Source organism: Stenotrophomonas maltophilia, from assembly GCF_047782825.1.
Taxonomy (GTDB): domain Bacteria; phylum Pseudomonadota; class Gammaproteobacteria; order Xanthomonadales; family Xanthomonadaceae; genus Stenotrophomonas.
Window position 1 is genome coordinate 3,833,097 of sequence record NZ_CP180589.1, and the last position, 18,923, is coordinate 3,852,019.

An 18,923-nucleotide genomic window follows, 5' to 3' on the forward strand; every position below is an offset into this window, starting at 1 on the left:
AGTCGAGCCATGCTCGACTGACGCAAGAAGCAGCCGAGCATGGCTCGGCTCTACAGTAGATCCACGCCACGCGTGGATGATTACCCCGCCGCATTCACCGCTTCGCGCGAACTCTCGCCAGCGCCAGATACATCGCCGGCGTCGTGTACAGCGTCAGCCACTGGCTGACCAGCAACCCGCCCACAATCGCGATGCCCAGCGGCTGTCGCAGCTCCCAGCCTTCGCCATTGGCCAGCATCAGCGGCAGCGTGCCCAGCAGCGCCGCCAGCGAGGTCATCAGGATCGGCCGCAGGCGAAGCCGTGCCGCGTCCATCACCGCATCCTGCGCGCTCAAGCCACGCCGCTCACCGGCCAGGGCGAAATCCACCAGCAGGATGGTGTTCTTCATCACCACGCCCACCAGCAGGAACAAGCCAAGCAACGCGATCAGGTTCAGTTCGTTGCCGAACACCCACAGCGCCAGCAGCGCGCCGATGCCGGCCGAAGGCAGGGTGGACAGGATCACCAGCGGCTGCAGGAAACTCTCGTACAGGATGCCCAGCACCAGGTAGACCGCCAGCGTGGCGCCCAGCACCAGCCACAGCTGCCGCGCGCGCAGGCTGTCCAGGCCACCGGCTTCACCGGACAGCTTGGCCTGCACGGTGCGCGGCAGCATCAGCTTGGCCATCGCGGCGTTGATCGCCTGCGTGGCCTGTTCCAGGCCGACGCCCGGGGCCAGCGAGAACTGGATCCAGATCGAGGCGAACTGTTCGCTGTGGTAGATGCGGTCCGGTGCCATGCCATAGCGCCAGCTGGCGATGGTCGACAGCGGAATGCGCTGGCCGCTGCCGTCCACTACCTGCAGGCGCGCCAGCGTGCCCGGGTCCTGGGTGTGCTTCGGGTCCAGCTCCATCACCACGCGGTACTGGTTGAGGCTGTCGTAGAGCGTGGCGACCTGCCGCTGGCTGAAGGAGTTGTTGAGCATGTTGGCCACGGTCTTCAGGTCCACGCCATGGCGCGCGGCAGCCTCGCGGTCGATGTCCAGCACCACCTGGCGCATGCCGGCCTCGCCCTGTGCTTCCACGTCCACCAGCTCGGGCAGGGCGCGCAGCGCGGCGCCGACCTTCGGGGCCCACTCGCGCAGCGGTGCCATGTCCGCCGACAGCAGCTGGAACTCGTACTGGCCACTGCCGCCGCCTTCCAGGCGGATGTCCTGGTCCACCCACAGGTACAGGTTGCCGCCGGGCAGCTTGGGCAGGCGCGCGCGCAGGCGGTCGATCACTTCCTGGCTGGACACCTTGCGCTCGGCCAGCGGCTTCATCTTGATCATGATGAAGGCGTTGTTGACCCCGTTGCTGCCGCCGATATAGCCGATGATGTCCTCGATGGCGGGGTCGGACAGCAGCAGCTTGCGGTAGGCATCGATCTTCGGCTGCATGGCCTGGAACGAGAGACCATCGTCGCCACGGGCGAAGCCGCGCAGCTGTGCGGTGTCCTGCTTGGGCACCACGCCCTTGGGCACCTGCTGGAACAACCAGGCGTTGAGCGCGATGACCGCCACGAAGGCAAGCAGCGGCCAGCGCAGCCGGCGCAGGCAGGCCTGCAGCGTGCGCAGGTAGGCGGCGCGGACGCGCTCGAACAGCGCGTTGCTGCCACGCTGCCAGCGCGAGGCGTGCTGCGCGTCATCGACGAACAGACGCGCGCACAGCATCGGCACCAGGCTCAGCGCAACGACCACCGACACGCTCATCGCTGCCACCAGGGTCAGCGAGAATTCGCGGAACAGGCGCTCGACGAAATCATCCAGGAACAGGATGGAGACGAACACCACGGCCAGCGCCACGTTCATCGACAGCAGGGTGGCGCCCACTTCGGCCGCGCCGCGGACCGCAGCCTGCCAGCGGTCGGCGCCCAGTTCGCGGTGGCGGGCGATGTTCTCCAGCACCACGATGGCATCGTCCACCACCAGCACCGCAGCCACGATCAGCGCCATCAGCGAAAGCGTGTTGAGCGAGAAGCCCATCAGCGCCACCAGCGCCAGCGTGCCGAACAGCACCACCGGGATGGCCACGCTGGGCACCAGCGCCGCGCGCCAGTGGCCGAGGAAGCCCAGCACCACCAGCACCACCAGGGCGATGGCCAGCACCAGGGTCAGTTCGGCTTCGTGCAGGGTCGCGCGGATGACCGGCGAGCGGTCCATCACCAGCCGCATGTCTACGCTGCGTGGCAGCAGCGCATGCAGCTGCGGCAGCTGCGCCTGGATGGCATCGACGGTGGCGATGATGTTCGCGCCGGGCTGGCGGCTGACGATCAGCAGCACGGCCGGGCGCTCGTTGTGGAAGCCGCTGGCATAGCGGTCTTCCACCCCATCGGCCACCATGGCCACATCGCCCAGGCGCAGGGTGCGGTCGTCGCTCACCTTCACTGCCAGTTCGCGGTACTGCGCGGCCTGGCGGAGCTGCAACGGCGCTTCCAGCTGCCACTGCTGGCGATCATCACCCACCGCACCCAGCGGGCGCATGGCATTGGCGCGGCCGATGGCCTGGGCCACGTCTTCCAGCGCCAGTCCGGCGTGGTTCAGTGCATTCGGGTCCAACGACACACGCACTGCCGGCAATGCGCTGCCGCCCACCTGTACCTCCCCCACGCCCGGTACCTGCGACAGCTTCTGCGCCAGCACGGTGGAGGCCAGGTCGTACAGCTGGCCCGGTGGCAGCGTGTCCGAGGTCAGTGCCAGCGCCAGGATCGGCGCCTGCGAGGGATTCACCTTGCGGTACTGCGGCATGCCCGGCATGCCGCTGGGCAGCTGCCCGCGTGCGAGATTGATCGCCGCCTGTACCTCGCGCGCGGCCTCGTCGATATCGCGGCCGAGCACGAACTTCAGCTCCACCGACGTCTGGCCCTGGGTGCTGGCCGAATCGATGCGCGAGATGCCGGGCAGGCTGCCGAGGGCGCGTTCCAGTGGCGTGGCCACGGTGGCGGCCATCGACTCGGGCGAGGCACCGGGCAGGCTGGCGCTCACTTCGATGGCCGGGTAATCCACCTGTGGCAGCGGTGCCACAGGCAGCAGGCGCAGCGCCAGCACGCCGGCCAGCACCAGCGCCACCGCCAGCAGGATGGTCGCTACCGGTCTCTGCACGCAGGCCTGGGCCAGGCGTGCGATGGGGCTCATGCGCGCGCCTCTTCAGGCGTGGCGAGTGTGGCCGAGCGTCGGCGCTGCAGGCGGTCGAAGGCCAGGTAGATCACCGGCGTGGTGAACAGGGTCAGCACCTGGCTGACCAGCAGGCCGCCGACCATCACCCAGCCCAGCGGCTGCCGCAGCTCGGCGCCCGAGCCACTGGCCAGCATCAACGGCACCGCACCGAACAGCGCGGCCAGCGTGGTCATCAGGATCGGCCGGAAGCGCAGCAGCGCCGCCTGGTGGATCGCCTCGCGCGGGCTCATGCCGCGCGTGCGCTGCGCGTCCAGCGCGAAGTCGATCATCATGATCGCGTTCTTCTTCACCAGGCCGATCAGCAGCACGATGCCGATCACCGCGATCAGGTCCAGGCTGCGCCCGCTGACCCACAGCGCGGCCAACGCACCCACCGTGGCCGAGGGCAGGGTGGAGAGGATGGTGATCGGGTGCACGAAGCTCTCATAGAGCACGCCCAGCACGATGTACATCATCACCACCGCGGCCAGGATCAGCCACAGCGTGGACGACAGCGAGCTGCTGAACGCCGCCGCCGCGCCCTGCAGGCGCAGCTCGATGCTGGCCGGCAGAGCGACCTGCGTGCGTGCGGCCTGCACGGCGTCGATGGCTTCACCCAGCGACGCGCCCGGTGCCAGGTTGAACGACAGCGTGGCCGCCGGGAACTGGCCCACGTGATTGCGCAGCAGGGCCGCCGGCCCCAGTTCCACCCGTGCCACCGCGCCCAGCGGCACGGTCTGCCCGGCGCTGTTGCGCACGCGCAGGCCGCTGATCGCATCCGGCCCGGGCTGCCGTGACGGGTCGGCTTCCAGCACCACGCGGTACTGGCTGGCCTGGGTGAAGATGGTGGAGATCTGCCGCTGCCCGTACGCGTCGTACAGCGCATCGGCCACGGCTTCCACGCTGACATTCAGGCGCGCGGCGGCATCGCGGTCGATGTTCACCCGCGCCTGCCGGCCCTGCATCTGCAGGTCGCTGGCCACATCGCGCAGCGCCGGCTGCTGGCGCAGCGCCTGCAGCAGCTTCGGCGTCCACGCTTCCAGCATGTCCAGTTCCGGCGTGGTCAGGGTGAACTGGTACTGGGTGCGGCTGATGCGGTCTTCGATGCCCAGCTCCTGCACCGGTTGCAGGTACAGGGTGATGCCGGGAATCTTCGATACGCGCTGCTGCAGCCGTTCCATCACGACGGCGGCGCCGTCGCGGTCACCATGCGGCTTCAGTTCGATCAGCAGGCGGCCGGTGTTGAGCGTGGCGTTGTTGCCGTCCACGCCGATGTAGGACGACACGCTGGCCACCGCCTCGTCGGCTTCGATGGCCGCCGCCAGCGCCTGCTGGCGCTCGCGCATGGCCTGGAACGAGATGGCCTGCGGTGCTTCGCTGATGCCCTGCACCAGGCCGGCGTCCTGCACCGGGAAGAAGCCCTTGGGCACGGCGAAGTACAGCGCCACGGTCAGCGCCAGCGTGGCGACGGTGGCCAGCAGCATCAGTGGCTGGCGCTGCAGCACCCAGTGCAGCTGGCGGTCGTAGATGGCAATGATGCGGTCGAACAGATCTTGTTTTGGGGTCGGAGCCCCTTGGGGCTCTGACCCCTTTGCGTGCGGCTTGAGAAACCGCGCACACAGCATCGGCGTCAGGGTGAGCGACACCAGCAGCGAAATACCGATCGCCACCGCCAGCGTCACCGCGAACTCATGGAACAGCGCACCCACCAGGTCGGCCATGAACAGCAGCGGGATCAGCACCGCGATCAGCGACACGGTGAGCGAGACCAGCGTGAAGCCGATCTCGGCCGCGCCCTTCAGCGCTGCCTCGCGCGGGCTCTCGCCTTCTTCCAGATGGCGGGCGATGTTTTCCAGCATCACGATGGCATCGTCCACGACGAAGCCGGTGGCGATGGTCAGTGCCATCAGCGTGAGGTTGTTGAGCGAATAGCCGGCCAGCAGCATCACCGCGAAGGTGCCGATCAGCGAAAGCGGCACCGCCACACTGGGAATGAGCGTGGCCGGCAGGTTGCGCAGGAACACCCAGGTGACCAGCACCACCAGGCCGATGGCCAGCACCAGTTCCTTCTGCACGCCGCGCACGGAGGCGCGGATTGATTCGGTGCGGTCGCTCAGTACATTCATCTGCACGCCGGCCGGCAGCGTGGCCTGCAGCTGCGGCAGCAGCGTGCGCACCTGCTCGACCACGGCGATCACGTTCGCGCCGGGCTGGCGCTGGATGTTCACCAGCACCGCCGGCGTGGTGCCGCTCCAGGCGGCCAGCTGCCGGTTCTCGGCACCATCGGTGATGGTGGCCACATCGCCCAGGCGCAGCGGCGCGCCTTCGCGCCAGGCCAGCACCAGCGCGCGGTACTCATCGACGCTGCGCATCTGGTCGTTGGCATCGAGCATCACCGCGCGGATCGGGCCATCGAAACTGCCCTTGGGCAGGTTGACGTTGGCCGCGGCGATCGCGGTGCGGATGTGGTCCATGCCCAGGTTGTTGGCCGCCAGCGCAGCCGGGTTCACCTGGATGCGCACCGCGGGGCGCTGGCCACCGGCCAGGCTGACCAGGCCGACACCGGGCAGCTGCGCCAGGCGCTGCGCGATGCGCGTATCCACCAGGTCGTGCACCTGCGGCAGCGCCAGCGCCTGCGAGGTCACCGCCAGGGTGAGAATGGGCGTGTCGGCCGGGTTGACCTTGCGGTACACCGGCGGCACCGGCAGATCGCCGGGCAGGAAGCTGCTGGCGGCGTTGATGGCCGCCTGCACATCCTGCTCGGCCACGCCCAGCGACACGTCCAGGCCGAACTGCAGGGTGATGACCGAGGCGCCGCCGGAACTGGTGGATGACAGCTGCTTCAGGCCGGGAATCTGCCCCAGCTGGCGTTCCAGCGGCGCGGTGATGGTGCGCGTGGTCAGTTCCGGGCTGGCGCCCGGGTACAGCGTGGTGATCTGGATGATCGGGTAATCGACCTGCGGCAACGCCGCCACCGGCAGCAGGCGGTAAGCCAGCACGCCGGACAGCAGCAGTGCCACCATCAGCAGCGTTGTTGCGACCGGGCGCAGGATGAACGGGCGCGAAAGGTTCATGCGCCGGCCTTGGCCGCCTTCGCTGCAACAGCGGGCTGTTCGGCCACGATCTCCACGGCGGTGCCATCTTCCAGGCCGTCGATGCCTTCGATCACCACCTGGTCGCCGGCCTGCAGGCCGGAACGCACGGCGACGCGCCCATCATCGGCTGGCCCGAGCACCACGGTGCGGCGCTGTGCCTTGTTGTCCTTGTCGACGATGTGCACGTAGTTGCCTTGGCTGCCGAACTGCACGGCGGCATCGGGAATCAGCAGCGCTGGTTGTTCGCCCAGCTGCAGGCGCACGTTGACGAACTGGTTGGGGAACAGGGCCAGGCCGGCGTTGTCGAACTGCGCGCGCAGCTTCAGCGTGCCGGTGGCGGTATCGATGCGGTTGTCGACGCTGGACAGCGTCCCCTGCGCGAGCGCCTTGCCTTCGCTTCGGTCCCAGGCCTCCACGGCCAGCCTCGGCTGCGCCTGCACGGCGTCGAGCAACGCCGGCAGTTCCGGTTCGGGCACGGTAAACAGCACGCTGATCGGCGCGGTCTGGGCCAGGGTCACCAGGCCTTCGGTATCGCTGGCACGCACCAGGTTGCCGACATCCAGCCGGCGCAGGCCGACGCGGCCGCTGACCGGCGCGGTGATGCGGGTGTACTGCAGCTGCAGGCGCGCTTCATCCACCGAGGCCTGGTCGCTGATGCGGCGGCCCTGCAGCTGCCGCACCTTGCTCTGCTGGTCGCTCAGTTCCTGCCCGGACACGTAGTTCTGCTTCTGCAGTTCGCGGTAGCGCTGTAGCTGGCGTTCGGCGTTCTCGAGTTCCGCCAGGTTCTGCTGCTGGGTGCCCTGCGCCTGCGCCAGCTTCACTTCATACGGGCGCGGGTCGATCTGCGCGAGCAGGTCGCCGGCCTTCACCTGCTGGCCTTCCTGGAAGTGCAGGCGCAGCAGTTCGCCATCCACGCGGCTGCGCACCACCACGCTGTGCAGCGGGGTGACGGTGCCCACCGCCTTCAGGCGCAGCTGCAGCGGTTCGGCACTGGCACGGGCCACACGTACCGGCACCGTCTTGCCCGGGCCTTCGGCCACGGTCGCTTCGGCGCGCGGCCACGCCCACCATGCGATACCGGCCGCAAAGGCGATGGCGGCCACGACCAGCAGCGGGCGGGCACGACGGAAGCGGGAAGTTTCGGCGACAGACATGGGGCATCCTGCGCCCTGCGCGCGCAGGGACGTGCGGGCCCATCGGCGCCTTGTCAGCACCACGGGCAGCGGGGGAGGGGAGTGTCTGGCGGGGCCGCGGGCGCGGCGTGGCTGGATGCCGTCGCGCGTGCGACGGGGCGTCAATGGTAGCCAATCAGCCCGGCGATTGCCGCATGACCAAGGTCATGCCCGACTGCTCCTGTAGAGTCGAGCCATGCCCGACTGCTTCTGCCGGGAACAGTCGAGCATGGCTCGACTCTACAAAGAGCGATCAATGCACTTCGTCGTGGTACACGAACTTGGGCATTTCCCAGCGGTAATGGATCGCCAGCAGACGCAGCGCGAAGCCACCGCCCAGGCAGCACAGGATGGCCGTGGCATCGGCCACGCCCCAGCGCAGCAGCAGCAGGTACACCGCGCCGGTCAGCAGCGAGATGATCGCGTACAGCTCCTTCTGGAAGATCAGTGGCACCTCGTTGCAGAGGATATCGCGCAGCACGCCGCCGAAGGCGCCGGTGAGCATGCCCGCGATCAGCACGATCGGCAGTGCATGGCCGGCTTCGCGCGCGATCGAGCAGCCGATCAGGGTGAAGGCAATCAGGCCCAGCCCGTCCAGCACCAGGAAGGTGCGGCGGAAATGGTGCATCCAGCGCGCCACCCAGGTGGCAATCAGTGCCGCGCACACGGTGAAACCCAGGTACTCGGGGTGCTTCACCCAACCCAGCGGGTAGTGGCCGAGCAGGATGTCGCGCAGCGAGCCGCCACCGAGGGCGGTGACGCAGGCGATCATGACCACGCCGAACAGGTCCATGCGGCGGCGGCCTGCAGACAGGGCGCCGGTCATGGCTTCGGCGGAAATGGCGATCAGGTAGATGATGGACAACAGCATGGGCAGGCTCCGGGCGCGGTGGGGCCGGCCATGCGCGACCACCGCCACTGCCTGCGCAATGACGGGATGACGATGACCGGTGCCGCTCCCGCTGTCCTTTTGCCTGAGAGTTCAGCGGCGTGAGCCGCGTGCCCCTTCGGCGGATCGTCCCGGGCATGCCCGGTGACCTCTCTCCAGCTCGGCGAGTCGAATGCATGGTTGGTGGGATTCCAGTCCACCGGCCTGAGCGATCATGGGAGCCTGCGCCTTCGGCGGGCGCCAGCGCGGCGCCTCTCTCCTGCATTCGGGCGCCAGTATATCCGCTGCAGTGCAGCACGCCATAATCCCGCCCATGGCCCGTCCCTCCGCCCCGTGGTTCCTGTACCTGCTCGAATGCCGGGATGGCAGCTATTACGCCGGCATCAGCACCGACGTGGCCGCCCGTTTCGCCGCCCATCTGGCCGGCAAGGGCGCCCGCTACACCCGCGCCCGGCCGCCGCTGCGCATCCTCGCCGTGCGCGAATACCCGGATCGCTCGGCCGCCTCCCGCGCCGAATGGCAGCTCAAGCAGCAGCCGCGCGAACGCAAGCTGGCCTGGCTGCAGGCCCCGGTCCTGTAGATCCACGCCATGCGTGGATGGGGCACCCGGCCCATGCCATGATCGCCGCGCGCCCCAGAGCTGGAGACCCGGATGTCCACGCTTGCCCTGCTGTTCGCTGTTGCCGGTGCGACGAGCCCTCCCGCCGACCCGGCCACCATTGCGGCCATCGAGGCCACCTGTCATGACTATGTCGATGGCCAGCTGGAGCCCGACCCGCAGCGCGTCGCGCGCTCGCTGCACCCGGACCTGGCCAAACGCGCGGTACTTGGCGATACGCCCGACGAGCGCCTGGGCCTGCGCCGGATGTCGAAGGACGAACTGGTGGCACTGACGAAGCAGGGCGCGCTGAAGACGCCGGAGCAACAATGGGACCGCCGCTGCACGGTGCTGGATGTGACCGGCAATGCGGCCTCGGTACGGCTGGAGACGCCATGGTTCGTCGACTACTTCCACATGGGCCGTTTCGACCAGCGCTGGGTCATCGTCAATGCGCTGTGGTACCCGAAACCGAAGGCGAAGTGAGCGCGATGCGGGCTGCCGGCAAGGCATGGATCTCCGTCGTCGTATTGGTCGCCGGTATCGCGCTGCTGCCTGGCCTGCTGTATCTGCTCGGGCTGGCGCTGGTGGAGGGTCGGCCGAAGCCGGCCGACCGCGCGCCCAGCGGCGTGGCGGCATGCAGCAGTGAACCGCGGGCTGGATACCAGCCGATGAACCCCTGGCACTTCACCGCCCAGTTCTTCGACAAGGATGCGAGGAAAGCGAAGGTGCCCGTGGTCGAGCAGGAGGCCTACTGGGTTGCCCGCCGTCACCTGATGCAGCAGCCGCGGCACGGCATGCTGCGCTGGCAGTTGAGCAGCACGGCGCTGACGATCTGGATCACCCGGCATTGGAGTGCCGCGCAGATTGCCGACACCGCGAGGAGGGAAGACTTCTGCAGCAAGTGAGTGCGTGGCACGATTGTGTAGAGCCGAGCCCATGCTCGGCTGCTCTCCATGCGCCCCGCGCAGACATTCATCCACGCATGGCGTGGATCTACCGTACCGGTTTTCGAGGAGCCATTACTTCGGCCGGCGATCTTCCTGGTCATCACCAAAAATGATGCGCGCGCTGCGCTGGTAGCTCCAGTACGCCACCGCCCAGTTCAGCAGCACCACCACGCGGTTGCGGAAACCGATCAGGAAGAACACGTGCGCGGCCAGCCAGAACCACCAGGCCAGCACGCCGGACAACTGCAGCTTGCCCAGGTGCACGATGGCGGCCATGCGGCCGATGGTGGCAAGGTTGCCGTAGTCGGCGTACTTGAATGGCCCCGGTGCCGGCTTGCCATGCAGGCGCGCGCGGATGACATCGGCCACGTACTTGCCCATCTGCTTGGCGGCGGGCGCCACGCCGGGCACTGGCTTGCCGTTGGCCTGGTTCACCGCGGCCAGGTCGCCGGCGACGAACAGTTCGGGATGCCCGGGCAGGGTCAGGTCGGGCTGCACCTGCACGCGGCCGGCGCGGTCCAGTGGTACGTCCAGCGTGCGCGCCAGCGGCGAGGCGGCCACGCCGGCAGCCCATACCACGGTGCGTGCGGGCACGAACTGTTCGCCCAGCTTGAAGCCGAGGCTGTCGATGTCGCTCACCGGGGTGCCGGTCAGTACTTCCACGCCCAGCTTCTCCAGCTGCCGCCGTGCCTTCAGCGAAAGTACCTCGGGGAAGGAGGACAGCACACGCGGGCCGGCCTCGACCAGGCGCACCTTGGCGCTGGCCGGGTCGATGTGGCGGAACTCGTTGCGCAGGGTGTGGCGGGCGATCTCGGCCAGGGTGCCGGCCAGTTCGACGCCGGTGGGGCCGCCGCCGACGACCGCGAAGCTGAGCCATGCGGCCTTCTTCGCCGGGTCCGGTTCGGCCTCGGCGCGCTCGAACGCCAGCAGCAGCTTGCGGCGCAGGGCGATGGCATCGTCCAGGGTCTTCAGGCCCGGCGCATCCGCGGCCCAGTGGTCGTTGCCGAAGTAAGCGTGGGTGGCGCCGGTGGCCAGCAGCAGGCTGTCGTAGCCTACGGTGCTGCCATCGGCCAGCTGCACCTGGCGGGTGGCCTTGTCGATGGCCACGACCTCGCCCAGGCGCACTTCCACGTTGCGCTGGTGGCCAAGGATGTGGCGCAGTGGCGCGGCGATATCGGGGGCGGACAGGCCGGCGGTGGCGACCTGGTAGAGCAGGGGTTGGAACAGGTGGTGGTTGCGGCGGTCGAGCAGGGTGATCCTGATCTTCTCGCGGGCCAGGGCCCGGGTGGCCCAGAGGCCCGCAAAACCGCCGCCGATGATGACCAGGTGGGGGACTGGTTCGCGGCTCATCGACGTACTCCAGAGGGGGATGGATGTCGCCCTGCATCATCGCACGTCACATGGCTGCCAGTGGCCATGGGCGATACTCCGCTCAGCCTGCAGCCTGACGAGGAAATCATGTCTGAACCCGAAAAGCGCATCGCCCTGCTGATCGACGCCGACAATGCGCCGGCCTCGAAGATCGACGAAGTCCTGGCCGAGGTGGCCCGCTACGGCGTGGCCAACGTGCGCCGCGCGTACGGAAACTGGAAGAGCCCGCGGCTGAAGGGCTGGGAAGCGGTGCTGCACGAATACGCCATCCGCCCGATCCAGCAGTTCGCCTACAGCAAGGGCAAGAACGCGTCGGACATGGCCATGGTCATTGATGCCATGGACCTGCTGTACGCACGCAACCTGGATGGTTTCGCCATCGTGTCCAGTGATGCCGACTTCACCCCGATGGTGATGCGCCTGCTGACCGACGGCGTGAAAGTCTATGGCTTCGGCGAGAAGAAAACGCCCGAGCCCTTCGTCAACGCCTGTTCCAAGTTTACCTACCTGGAAGCACTGGGCCAGACCCATGCCAGCGTGCCGGACGTCGAGGCCGAAGCCGAGGTCGGGCAGGCACCGGGCGGGCAGGTGGCCAGCGATGAAGTGCGCCCGCGCAAGAACAGTGCGGAACTGCGCAACGACACGCGCCTGGTGAAGATGCTGCGCCGTGCAGTGTCGGCGGCCGAGGGCGAGGATGGCTGGTCACACCTGGGCCCGGTCGGCAGCCAGATCGGCAACCAGGCCTCGTTCGACCCGCGCAACTATGGCTACGGCAAGCTGAGCGATCTGCTGGCGGCGATCGGCCTGTTCGAGCTGAAGAAGGACGGCAAATCGTCCTACGTGCGCGCGCTGCCGAAGAAGAACCGGTAGTGCCGGCCGCTGGCCGGCATATCGACGCCGCGATTCAGATCACCCGCGCATCCGAACCCGCATAGCCGTCGGCAAACCCGGCGGCGAAATCCTCGACGCCATTGAAGGCCAGCAGCAACAGCCCGGCGCACAGCAGCTGGTTGCGGCTGGAACGGCGGTAGCCCAGCACCAGCATCACCAGCCCTGCTGCCAGCAGAACGTAGTTCAAAGCATCCCATGCAGTCACGTCGTCTCTCCCTGTGGATGGGCGTATCGTAGCGTTTCCGCGCCACCGTGGCGCACCGCTGCAGGCAGGGAAATCCGCAATGTTGAAGATCTGGGGCCGCCGCAATTCCAGCAATGTCCGCAAGGTGCTGTGGTGCGCCGAAGAAATCGGGCTGCCGTACGAATCCATCGAAGTGGGCGGCAGCCATGGCGGCACGCAGTCGGCCGAATACGTGGCGATGAATCCCAACAGCCTGGTGCCGGTGATCGAAGACCACGGCCTGCCGCTGTGGGAATCGAACACCATCGTGCGCTACCTGAGCGCGCGCTATTCGCTGGGCACGCTGTACGCCGAAGATGCGATGGAACGCGCGCAGGCCGAGAAGTGGATGGACTGGAGCACCTCGCGGATGGCCGCGCTGTACTCCGAACTGATCTGGGGCATCATGCGCACCGCGCCGGCCGACCGCGACGAAGCGCGCATCAACGCCGCCATCGTGCGTGCCGGTGACTACCTGAAGATGGCCGATGAGACCCTGGGCAGGCAGCCGTGGCTGTCGGGCGAGACGTTCGCGATGGGCGACATTCCGCTGGGCTCGTTGATCTACGCCTGGTTTGAACTGCCGATCCAGCGCCCCGAGCTGCCGCACCTGGCCGACTGGTATGCCCGCCTGCGCGAGCGCCCGGCCTACCAGCGCGGCGTGATGTCGCCGCTGACGTAAGTGGCAGGGCCGTTGGTAGAGTCGAGCTTGCTCGACTGCTTCTGCATGAGGCAGTCGAGCAAGCTCGACTCTACGCAGCATCGGGCAAGCCTCAATACAGATCCGTCGGATCCACATCCAGCGACCAGCGCACCTTGCGCGCCTCCGGCAGCGCGTACAGCTGCGGCACCAGCTGGGCCAGCACGCCATGCAGCGGCGGCCGCTGCAGCGCAGACAGCAGCAGCTGCGTGCGCTGGTAACCGGCGCGGCGTGGCATCGGCGCCGGCATCGGCCCATAGGCTTCCACCACGTTCTGCTCGCCCAGCAGCTGCCGCGCCGCCAGCAGGAAGGCGTTGGCATGTTCAAGCTGCTGCGCTTCGGCACGCATCAGCGCCAGGTGCGCGAACGGTGGGAAGCCGGCGGCCTGGCGCTGGTTCAATTCGGCCTGCGCGAACGGGTGGTAGCCACCGCTCACCAGGGTTTCCAGCAACGGGTGCCCCGGGTGGTGGGTCTGCAGCCAGACCTCGCCGGGATCGCGCGCGCGACCAGCGCGGCCGGCCACCTGGATCAGCTGCTGGGCCAGCTTCTCGCTGGCGCGGAAGTCGGCCGAAAACAGGCCTTCGTCGATGCCCACCACCACCACCAGGGTCAGCTTGGGCAGGTCGTGGCCCTTGGCCAGGATCTGCGTGCCGACCAGGATGCCGGGCTGGTCGCCCAGCTTCGCCAGCTGCTGTTCCAGCGCATCGCGGCGCGAGGTGGTGCCGCGGTCGATGCGCACCACCGGGTAATCGGCGAAGGCGCTGACCAGGTGCTCTTCCAGGCGCTCGGTGCCGATGCCCTGCGGCTGCAACGCGAGGCTGCCGCAGGCCGGGCAGGCCAGGGGCGCCGGCTGCCGCGCACCGCAGTGGTGGCACTGCAGGCGACGGCCGCCGCCATGCACGGTCATCGGCGCATCGCAGCGCTGGCATGGCGCGGTCCAGCCGCAGTCGTGGCAGAGCAGTACCGGCGCGTAGCCACGGCGGTTCTTGAACACCAACACCTGCTGGCCACGCTGCAGGTGTTCGCCGATCCCGGCCAGCACATCGGCGGAGAGGCCATCGTGCAGCGGCCGCTTGCGAACATCGAGGATGCGCACGCGTGGCGGCCGTGCATCACCGGCGCGCTGCTTCAGGCGCAGGTGGGTGTAGCGGCCGGCATAGGCGTTGTGCAGGGTTTCCAGCGAGGGCGTGGCGCTGCCCAGCAGCACCGGGATGCCCAGCGCCTTGGCCCGCACCAGGGCGAAATCGCGGGCGTGGTAACGGATGCCGTCCTGCTGCTTGTAGCTGCCGTCGTGTTCCTCGTCGACGATCAGCAGGCCGGCCTGCGGCAGCGGGGTGAACACCGCCGACCGGGTGCCGACGATCACCCGCGCTTCGCCGCGCGAGGCCGCGGCCCAGACGCGCGCGCGTTCGTTGTCGTTCAAGCCCGAATGCAGCGCATGCACCGCGATGCCGAGGCGGCCACGGAAGCGCGCCAGGGTCTGCGGGGTCAGGCCGATCTCCGGCACCAGCACCAGCGCCTGTTTCCCCTGCGCCAGGCAGTGGATGATGGCCTGCAGGTAGACCTCGGTCTTGCCGCTGCCGGTCACCCCGTCCAGCAGGAAGGCATGGAAGCCGTCGGCCGCGGTGATCGCGGCCACGGCCTCGGCCTGTTCCGGGTTGAGGGTGGGGCCGGGCAGGGGTTGCGCATGCTGCGGCGCCACGCTGAGGGCGACCCGCTCGGCCAGTTCGCGCTTGGCCAGGCTGCGCGCGGCGGTGCGCCAGTCGTCCATGCGCGAACCCAGCACGTCTTCATCCACGACGGCCTCGCCCAGCAGTTCAGCCAGTTGCCGCGGGCGGGTGCCGGCGCGCAGCTTTTCGCGTTGCGCCTGGCCGGCGGCGGTCAGCTGCCAGCCCCAATGGTGGGTGTCGGGCAGGGCCTCGCCGTGGCGCAGTGGGCCGGGCAGGGCGGTGTTCACCACTTCGCCCAATGGGGAATGCGTGTAGCGGGCCAGCCATTGCAGGCTTTGCCACAGTTCGCCCTGCAGCAGCGGCTGCGGGTCGCACCAGGCCAGCGCCTGGCGCAGGCCCTGGCCATCGTCCACCTGGCCGTGGCCAGCCACCACGCCCACCAGTTCACGGTTGCCGAAGGGCACCTTCAGCCGGCAGCCGACCGGATCGGCCGGGCCGTGCCCTTCCGGTGGCAGGTAATCGAACAGGCGCGGCAGGGGGACGGGCAGGGCGACCTGCAGGGTCGGGATGGGGTCGAGCATCGGGGCAGTGTAACGGTCCGTGCGGGGGCCGATGGCAGAGGCATTGGCGTCGCCACGGACGCCGGCTGAATCATAAATGTCACCTAAATATCGGTGTCCATTAGAGATTCAGTCTTATCCACATCTTCTGTGGATAACGTTGTGCGTTACCGGTCGACGGGAGCGCGTGAGGCCGATGGCGACAGCTTTACACTTGGGTTGGTCAAAAAATAGCCATACTTGAAATTCCATTATAATCAACAACTTGAGTGTGAAACATTGCTGAAACAGGGTGAATGCAGGCGCAGAGCCCGATTCACCGCCGCAGGCGCTTGATGCTGTGCACAACCTGCAGCACGAAGTGCCCGTGGGCGCAAGTCCTGCCGACTGCCGATGGGCTGCCGCTATCATGCCGGTAGACCTTTGGAGTGACCGATGACGGCTGTGCCCGCCCCTGTTTCCTCGACCGCGGCCGGCGCGCTGTCGGCGTTCCTGCGTGGCGTCGAGCGCCGTGCACTGGTGGTTGCCGAGCTGCAGTGCGGCGACCCCGCCCGCGCCGAGCAGACCCTGGTCGCGGTGATGCGCGCCTTCGCTGCCGTGGCCAGCGACCTGCCGATGGCGCAGTGGCCCGCCCGTTTCTGGTCCCTGCTGGGCCAGCGCCAGGCCCTGCGTGAACCGGCCGCCGGGCAATGGCCGCCGTCGCTGGCCGCCTTGGGCGGGATGCCGCCGCTGCCGCGCCTGGCTCTGTTGCTGCGGGTCGGTGGCAGCCTGGATGAGAGCATTGCCACCCGCGTACTGGATACCGATGAAGACGGCTACCAGCAACTGCTGGCCGCCGCCTGCCCGCGCGATGCACAGGGCCAGCCCGACGCCGCCGCCTGGCGCGGCCTGGCCGAGCAGGTGCAGCTGCGTATCCGCGACCTGCCGGCCAAGCGCCTGCAGCAGCTGCAGCAGCCGGCCGCCGCGGCGGCCAACAACCAGGCCCCGGCCAGCAGCTGGCGCACGCCCGAACGCGACGAGCGCAGCGCGCCCAAGCGCCGCCGTAGCGGCGGGGCACCGCGGTGGCGCGGCCCGGCCATCCTGCTGGCCACCGTGGCGGTGCTGCTGGCGGTCGCACTGGGCTGGCGGTACTGGCAGGGCCATTCGTTGGCCGGTGATGCGCCGCTGCCCGAAGGCGTGGTGGGCGAAGCCGGCCCGGTCACCGTGGAGGCACTGCCCGCCACCGATGTGAAGCCGGCCGCGGGCACCGATGCACAGGCCGCCGACGATGCCGCCATGCTGGCCGACCGCGACTTCCCGCTGGTGGCCGATGCCGACCTGTATGCCTGGAGCGCTGCCGGCGGCCCGCTGCCGGTGGACGAATCCGAACCCAAGCCGACCCGCCCCGAGCCGGTGGGCGCCGCGCTGGAAACCTCTGCCGCCGATGAATAAGTTCCTGCTTGCCAGCGTGCTGCTGGCCCTGCCGCTGGCACTGGCCGCCGCCCCGCAGCAGGTCAGCGTGCCGTTGCCACCGGCCGCCCCTGCGGCGGCGCCGGCCAGCGCGACCGCGACCGCGTCGCCCGCTGCCTTCGCCCAGTTGGACCCGCAGCAGCAGCGCCAGCGCCGTGCCGACTACGCCACCTGGAAGTCCTTGCCGGAGGGCGAGCGTGAGCGCATCCGCCAGGCAGCGGCCCGCTTCGCGGCGCTGCCGGCGGCACAGCAGCAGCATCTGCGCGAACAGTTCCAGGCCCAGGACCAGGCATTCCGCGACGGCTGGCGGCTGGGCCCGCAGCTGGGCATGGAATTCCCGAAACTGCATGGCCTGTTCGGGTTGGTGCCGCCGGAACAGCGCGAGGCGGCGCTGGCCGCGCTTCGCCAGCTCAGCGCCGCGCAGCTGACGCAACTGACCCTGGTCGCCCAGCGCACCCCGCCGCAGCAGCGCGATGCCGTGCGCAGCGCCTTCCTGGCCGTGCCCGCCGCCGAACGCGATGCCTGGCTGAAGCGACAGGCCGGCCAATAACCCCGAATGGGGGCGGAGGGGATGACGGCCACGCAACCCCACCATCCCCTTTTTAGGTGGCAGTCATGGGAATGCCGGGCCTGCGCGCGTAAGATGACCGGCCCCAACCCGGTGCCTGTGCCCTTCGCGCGCAACCGTAGTTGGCGTTCCGCATTTCCATGTCTACTGCAACCTCCACGCCGCGCTTCAGCAAGGAAGTCGGCGCGACCGGTCTGCTCGCCCTGCCGTTGGTGCTGGGCCATGTATCCACCGGTCTGATCTCCTTCGTCGACAACGTGATTGCCGGCCACCACGCCACGGCCACCCTGGCCGCGGTGACCATCGGTACGGCCCTGCTGTGGCTGCCGATGCTGATCCCGATCGGCACGCTCATCTCGCTCACCGCATCGGTGTCGCAGCTGCACGGCGCCGGCCGCGAGCGCGAGATCGGCCCGCTGTTCCGCCAGGCCTTGTGGCTGGCACTCGGCCTGGGCCTGATCATGTTCGCCTTCCTCACGGTGGTGCCGCCGCTGCTGCCGGCCTTCGGCATCGCCCCGGACATCGTGCCGGGTGCCACCGCGTTCCTGCATGCGGTGCGCTGGGGTGGCCCGGCGCTGACCCTGTACTTCTGCATGCGCTACCTGAGCGAGGGCATGCATTGGACGCTGCCGACCATGCTGCTCGGCTTTGGCGGCCTGCTGGTGCTGGCGCCGATGGGCTATGTGCTGGCCAACGGCAAGCTGGGCTTCCCGGAAATGGGCGCCGAGGGCCTGGGCATCGCCTCGGCGGTGATGATGTGGCTGCAGGCCATCGCCTTCGCCACCTATCTGTGGTTCACCAAGCGCTTTGCCCACCTGCAGCTGTTCTCGCACTTCGAAGGCCCGCGCGGGGCAGCCATCTGGGATCTGCTGCGCACCGGCCTGCCGATCGGCATCACCGTGCTGATGGAAGGCGGTCTGTTCATCGTCACCGCGCTGCTGATCGGCCGCCTGGGTGCCAACGAAGCGGCCGCGCACCAGATCGCGATCAACGTGGCGCAGTTGTGCTTCATGATCCCGATGGGCGTGGCCGAGGCCACCACCGTGCGCGTGGGCCATGCGGTGGGTCGTGGCGATGGCTTCGGCGTGCGCCGCGCGGCCTGGGCCGGCTACGCGATCATCATGGGCACGCAGACGCTGTCGGCGGCGGCGCTGCTGTTCGGCCACGATGCCATCGTCGGCGTCTACACCAACGATCTGGCGGTGGCCGGCCTGGCCTCGACCCTGCTGCTGTACGCGGCCACCTTCCAGTTCCCGGACGGCATCCAGGTGCTGTCGGCCGGTGCGCTGCGTGGGTTGAAGGACACCCGGGTGCCGATGTTCATCGCCATGTTCGCCTACTGGGGCCTGGGCATGCCGCTGGGCGCGGGGCTTGGCCTGGGCCTGGGCATGGGCCCGCAGGGCATGTGGATCGGCCTGATCGTGGGCCTGACCGCCGCCGCCATCCTGATGGGCTGGCGCCTGCGCCGCAGCAGCCTGCGTATCGGGCAGTCGGCTCTGTCCTGAACCTGGTGCCCGTCACGACACACCGTGACGGGCGATCCCCTGACTTGTGTCCGATGCCGCCTCACGCGGCACCGGCTATGCTGTTACCACGGCAAGAAGCCATCCGGAGC

At 68.8% G+C, this 18,923-nt stretch carries 15 protein-coding genes and 2 riboswitches; of the genes, 8 read left to right on the forward strand and 7 right to left on the reverse strand.

All coding sequences use genetic code 11. The features are described 5' to 3' along the window. Positions 1-94: 94 nt before the first annotated feature. The 4 genes from ACM2ZB_RS17730 to ACM2ZB_RS17745 form a co-directional block, all read right to left on the reverse strand. Positions 95-3,151: an efflux RND transporter permease subunit gene (locus ACM2ZB_RS17730; protein ID WP_416056420.1), complete on the reverse strand. Its 3,057-nt coding sequence runs from the start codon at positions 3,149-3,151 to the stop codon at positions 95-97. Beyond that, a complete protein-coding gene (locus ACM2ZB_RS17735) occupies positions 3,148-6,246 on the reverse strand; it encodes a multidrug efflux RND transporter permease subunit (protein ID WP_416056421.1) in 3,099 nt (1,032 codons plus the stop codon). The genes ACM2ZB_RS17730 and ACM2ZB_RS17735 overlap by 4 nt, the downstream gene beginning before the upstream one ends. Further along, positions 6,243-7,421 carry an MdtA/MuxA family multidrug efflux RND transporter periplasmic adaptor subunit gene (locus ACM2ZB_RS17740; protein WP_416056422.1) on the reverse strand — a complete coding sequence of 393 codons (1,179 nt, stop codon included), beginning with the start codon at positions 7,419-7,421 and terminating at the stop codon, positions 6,243-6,245. Before ACM2ZB_RS17740 ends, ACM2ZB_RS17735 begins: the two co-directional genes overlap by 4 nt. A 271-nt stretch (positions 7,422-7,692) precedes the next feature. Beyond that, positions 7,693-8,310: a trimeric intracellular cation channel family protein gene (locus tag ACM2ZB_RS17745; RefSeq protein ID WP_416056423.1), complete on the reverse strand. Its 618-nt coding sequence runs from the start codon at positions 8,308-8,310 to the stop codon at positions 7,693-7,695. 83 nt (positions 8,311-8,393) lie between these two features. Further along, positions 8,394-8,497: riboswitch (glycine riboswitch) on the reverse strand. 13 nt (positions 8,498-8,510) lie between these two features. After that, positions 8,511-8,600, reverse strand: a riboswitch (glycine riboswitch). A gap of 41 nt (positions 8,601-8,641) precedes the next feature. On the opposite strand from ACM2ZB_RS17745, the gene ACM2ZB_RS17750 reads away from it, so the two are divergent. The 3 genes from ACM2ZB_RS17750 (at position 8,642) to ACM2ZB_RS17760 (ending at position 9,834) form a co-directional block, all read left to right on the forward strand. Further along, the gene (locus ACM2ZB_RS17750) at positions 8,642-8,908 is read left to right on the forward strand and encodes a GIY-YIG nuclease family protein (protein ID WP_416056424.1); all 267 of its coding nucleotides are present in this window, start codon (positions 8,642-8,644) and stop codon (positions 8,906-8,908) included. Positions 8,909-8,980: 72 nt separating this feature from the next. Next, positions 8,981-9,412 (forward strand): nuclear transport factor 2 family protein, encoded by a 432-nt coding sequence (locus tag ACM2ZB_RS17755; protein WP_416056425.1) that lies wholly within the window; start codon positions 8,981-8,983, stop codon positions 9,410-9,412. A gap of 5 nt (positions 9,413-9,417) precedes the next feature. Continuing rightward, complete coding sequence (locus ACM2ZB_RS17760; RefSeq protein ID WP_416058574.1) at positions 9,418-9,834, forward strand: hypothetical protein; 417 nt, start codon at positions 9,418-9,420, stop codon at positions 9,832-9,834. A gap of 114 nt (positions 9,835-9,948) precedes the next feature. On the opposite strand, the gene ACM2ZB_RS17765 is transcribed toward ACM2ZB_RS17760, so the two are convergent. After that, positions 9,949-11,226 carry an NAD(P)/FAD-dependent oxidoreductase gene (locus ACM2ZB_RS17765; RefSeq protein WP_416056426.1) on the reverse strand — a complete coding sequence of 426 codons (1,278 nt, stop codon included), beginning with the start codon at positions 11,224-11,226 and terminating at the stop codon, positions 9,949-9,951. A gap of 108 nt (positions 11,227-11,334) precedes the next feature. Between ACM2ZB_RS17765 and ACM2ZB_RS17770 the strand changes: the two genes are divergently transcribed. Next, entirely contained in the window at positions 11,335-12,117 is a 783-nt protein-coding gene (locus tag ACM2ZB_RS17770; protein WP_313440721.1) for an NYN domain-containing protein, read from the forward strand. A gap of 34 nt (positions 12,118-12,151) precedes the next feature. On the opposite strand, the gene ACM2ZB_RS17775 is transcribed toward ACM2ZB_RS17770, so the two are convergent. Continuing rightward, positions 12,152-12,343 carry a hypothetical protein gene (locus tag ACM2ZB_RS17775; protein WP_159097564.1) on the reverse strand — a complete coding sequence of 64 codons (192 nt, stop codon included), beginning with the start codon at positions 12,341-12,343 and terminating at the stop codon, positions 12,152-12,154. Positions 12,344-12,422: 79 nt separating this feature from the next. On the opposite strand from ACM2ZB_RS17775, the gene ACM2ZB_RS17780 reads away from it, so the two are divergent. Continuing rightward, positions 12,423-13,043, forward strand: a complete 621-nt coding sequence (locus ACM2ZB_RS17780; RefSeq protein ID WP_416056427.1) for a glutathione S-transferase family protein — start codon at positions 12,423-12,425, stop codon at positions 13,041-13,043. 91 nt (positions 13,044-13,134) lie between these two features. On the opposite strand, the gene ACM2ZB_RS17785 is transcribed toward ACM2ZB_RS17780, so the two are convergent. Beyond that, positions 13,135-15,312 carry a primosomal protein N' gene (locus ACM2ZB_RS17785; RefSeq protein ID WP_416056428.1) on the reverse strand — a complete coding sequence of 726 codons (2,178 nt, stop codon included), beginning with the start codon at positions 15,310-15,312 and terminating at the stop codon, positions 13,135-13,137. 414 nt (positions 15,313-15,726) lie between these two features. On the opposite strand from ACM2ZB_RS17785, the gene ACM2ZB_RS17790 reads away from it, so the two are divergent. From ACM2ZB_RS17790 to ACM2ZB_RS17800, 3 genes are all read left to right on the forward strand, one after another. Next, positions 15,727-16,722, forward strand: a complete 996-nt coding sequence (locus ACM2ZB_RS17790; RefSeq protein WP_416056429.1) for a hypothetical protein — start codon at positions 15,727-15,729, stop codon at positions 16,720-16,722. Then, the gene (locus ACM2ZB_RS17795; RefSeq protein WP_416056430.1) at positions 16,715-17,290 is read left to right on the forward strand and encodes a DUF3106 domain-containing protein; all 576 of its coding nucleotides are present in this window, start codon (positions 16,715-16,717) and stop codon (positions 17,288-17,290) included. The genes ACM2ZB_RS17790 and ACM2ZB_RS17795 overlap by 8 nt, the downstream gene beginning before the upstream one ends. A 158-nt stretch (positions 17,291-17,448) precedes the next feature. Then, positions 17,449-18,813 (forward strand): MATE family efflux transporter, encoded by a 1,365-nt coding sequence (locus ACM2ZB_RS17800; protein ID WP_416056431.1) that lies wholly within the window; start codon positions 17,449-17,451, stop codon positions 18,811-18,813. The last annotated feature ends 110 nt before the right edge of the window (positions 18,814-18,923 follow it).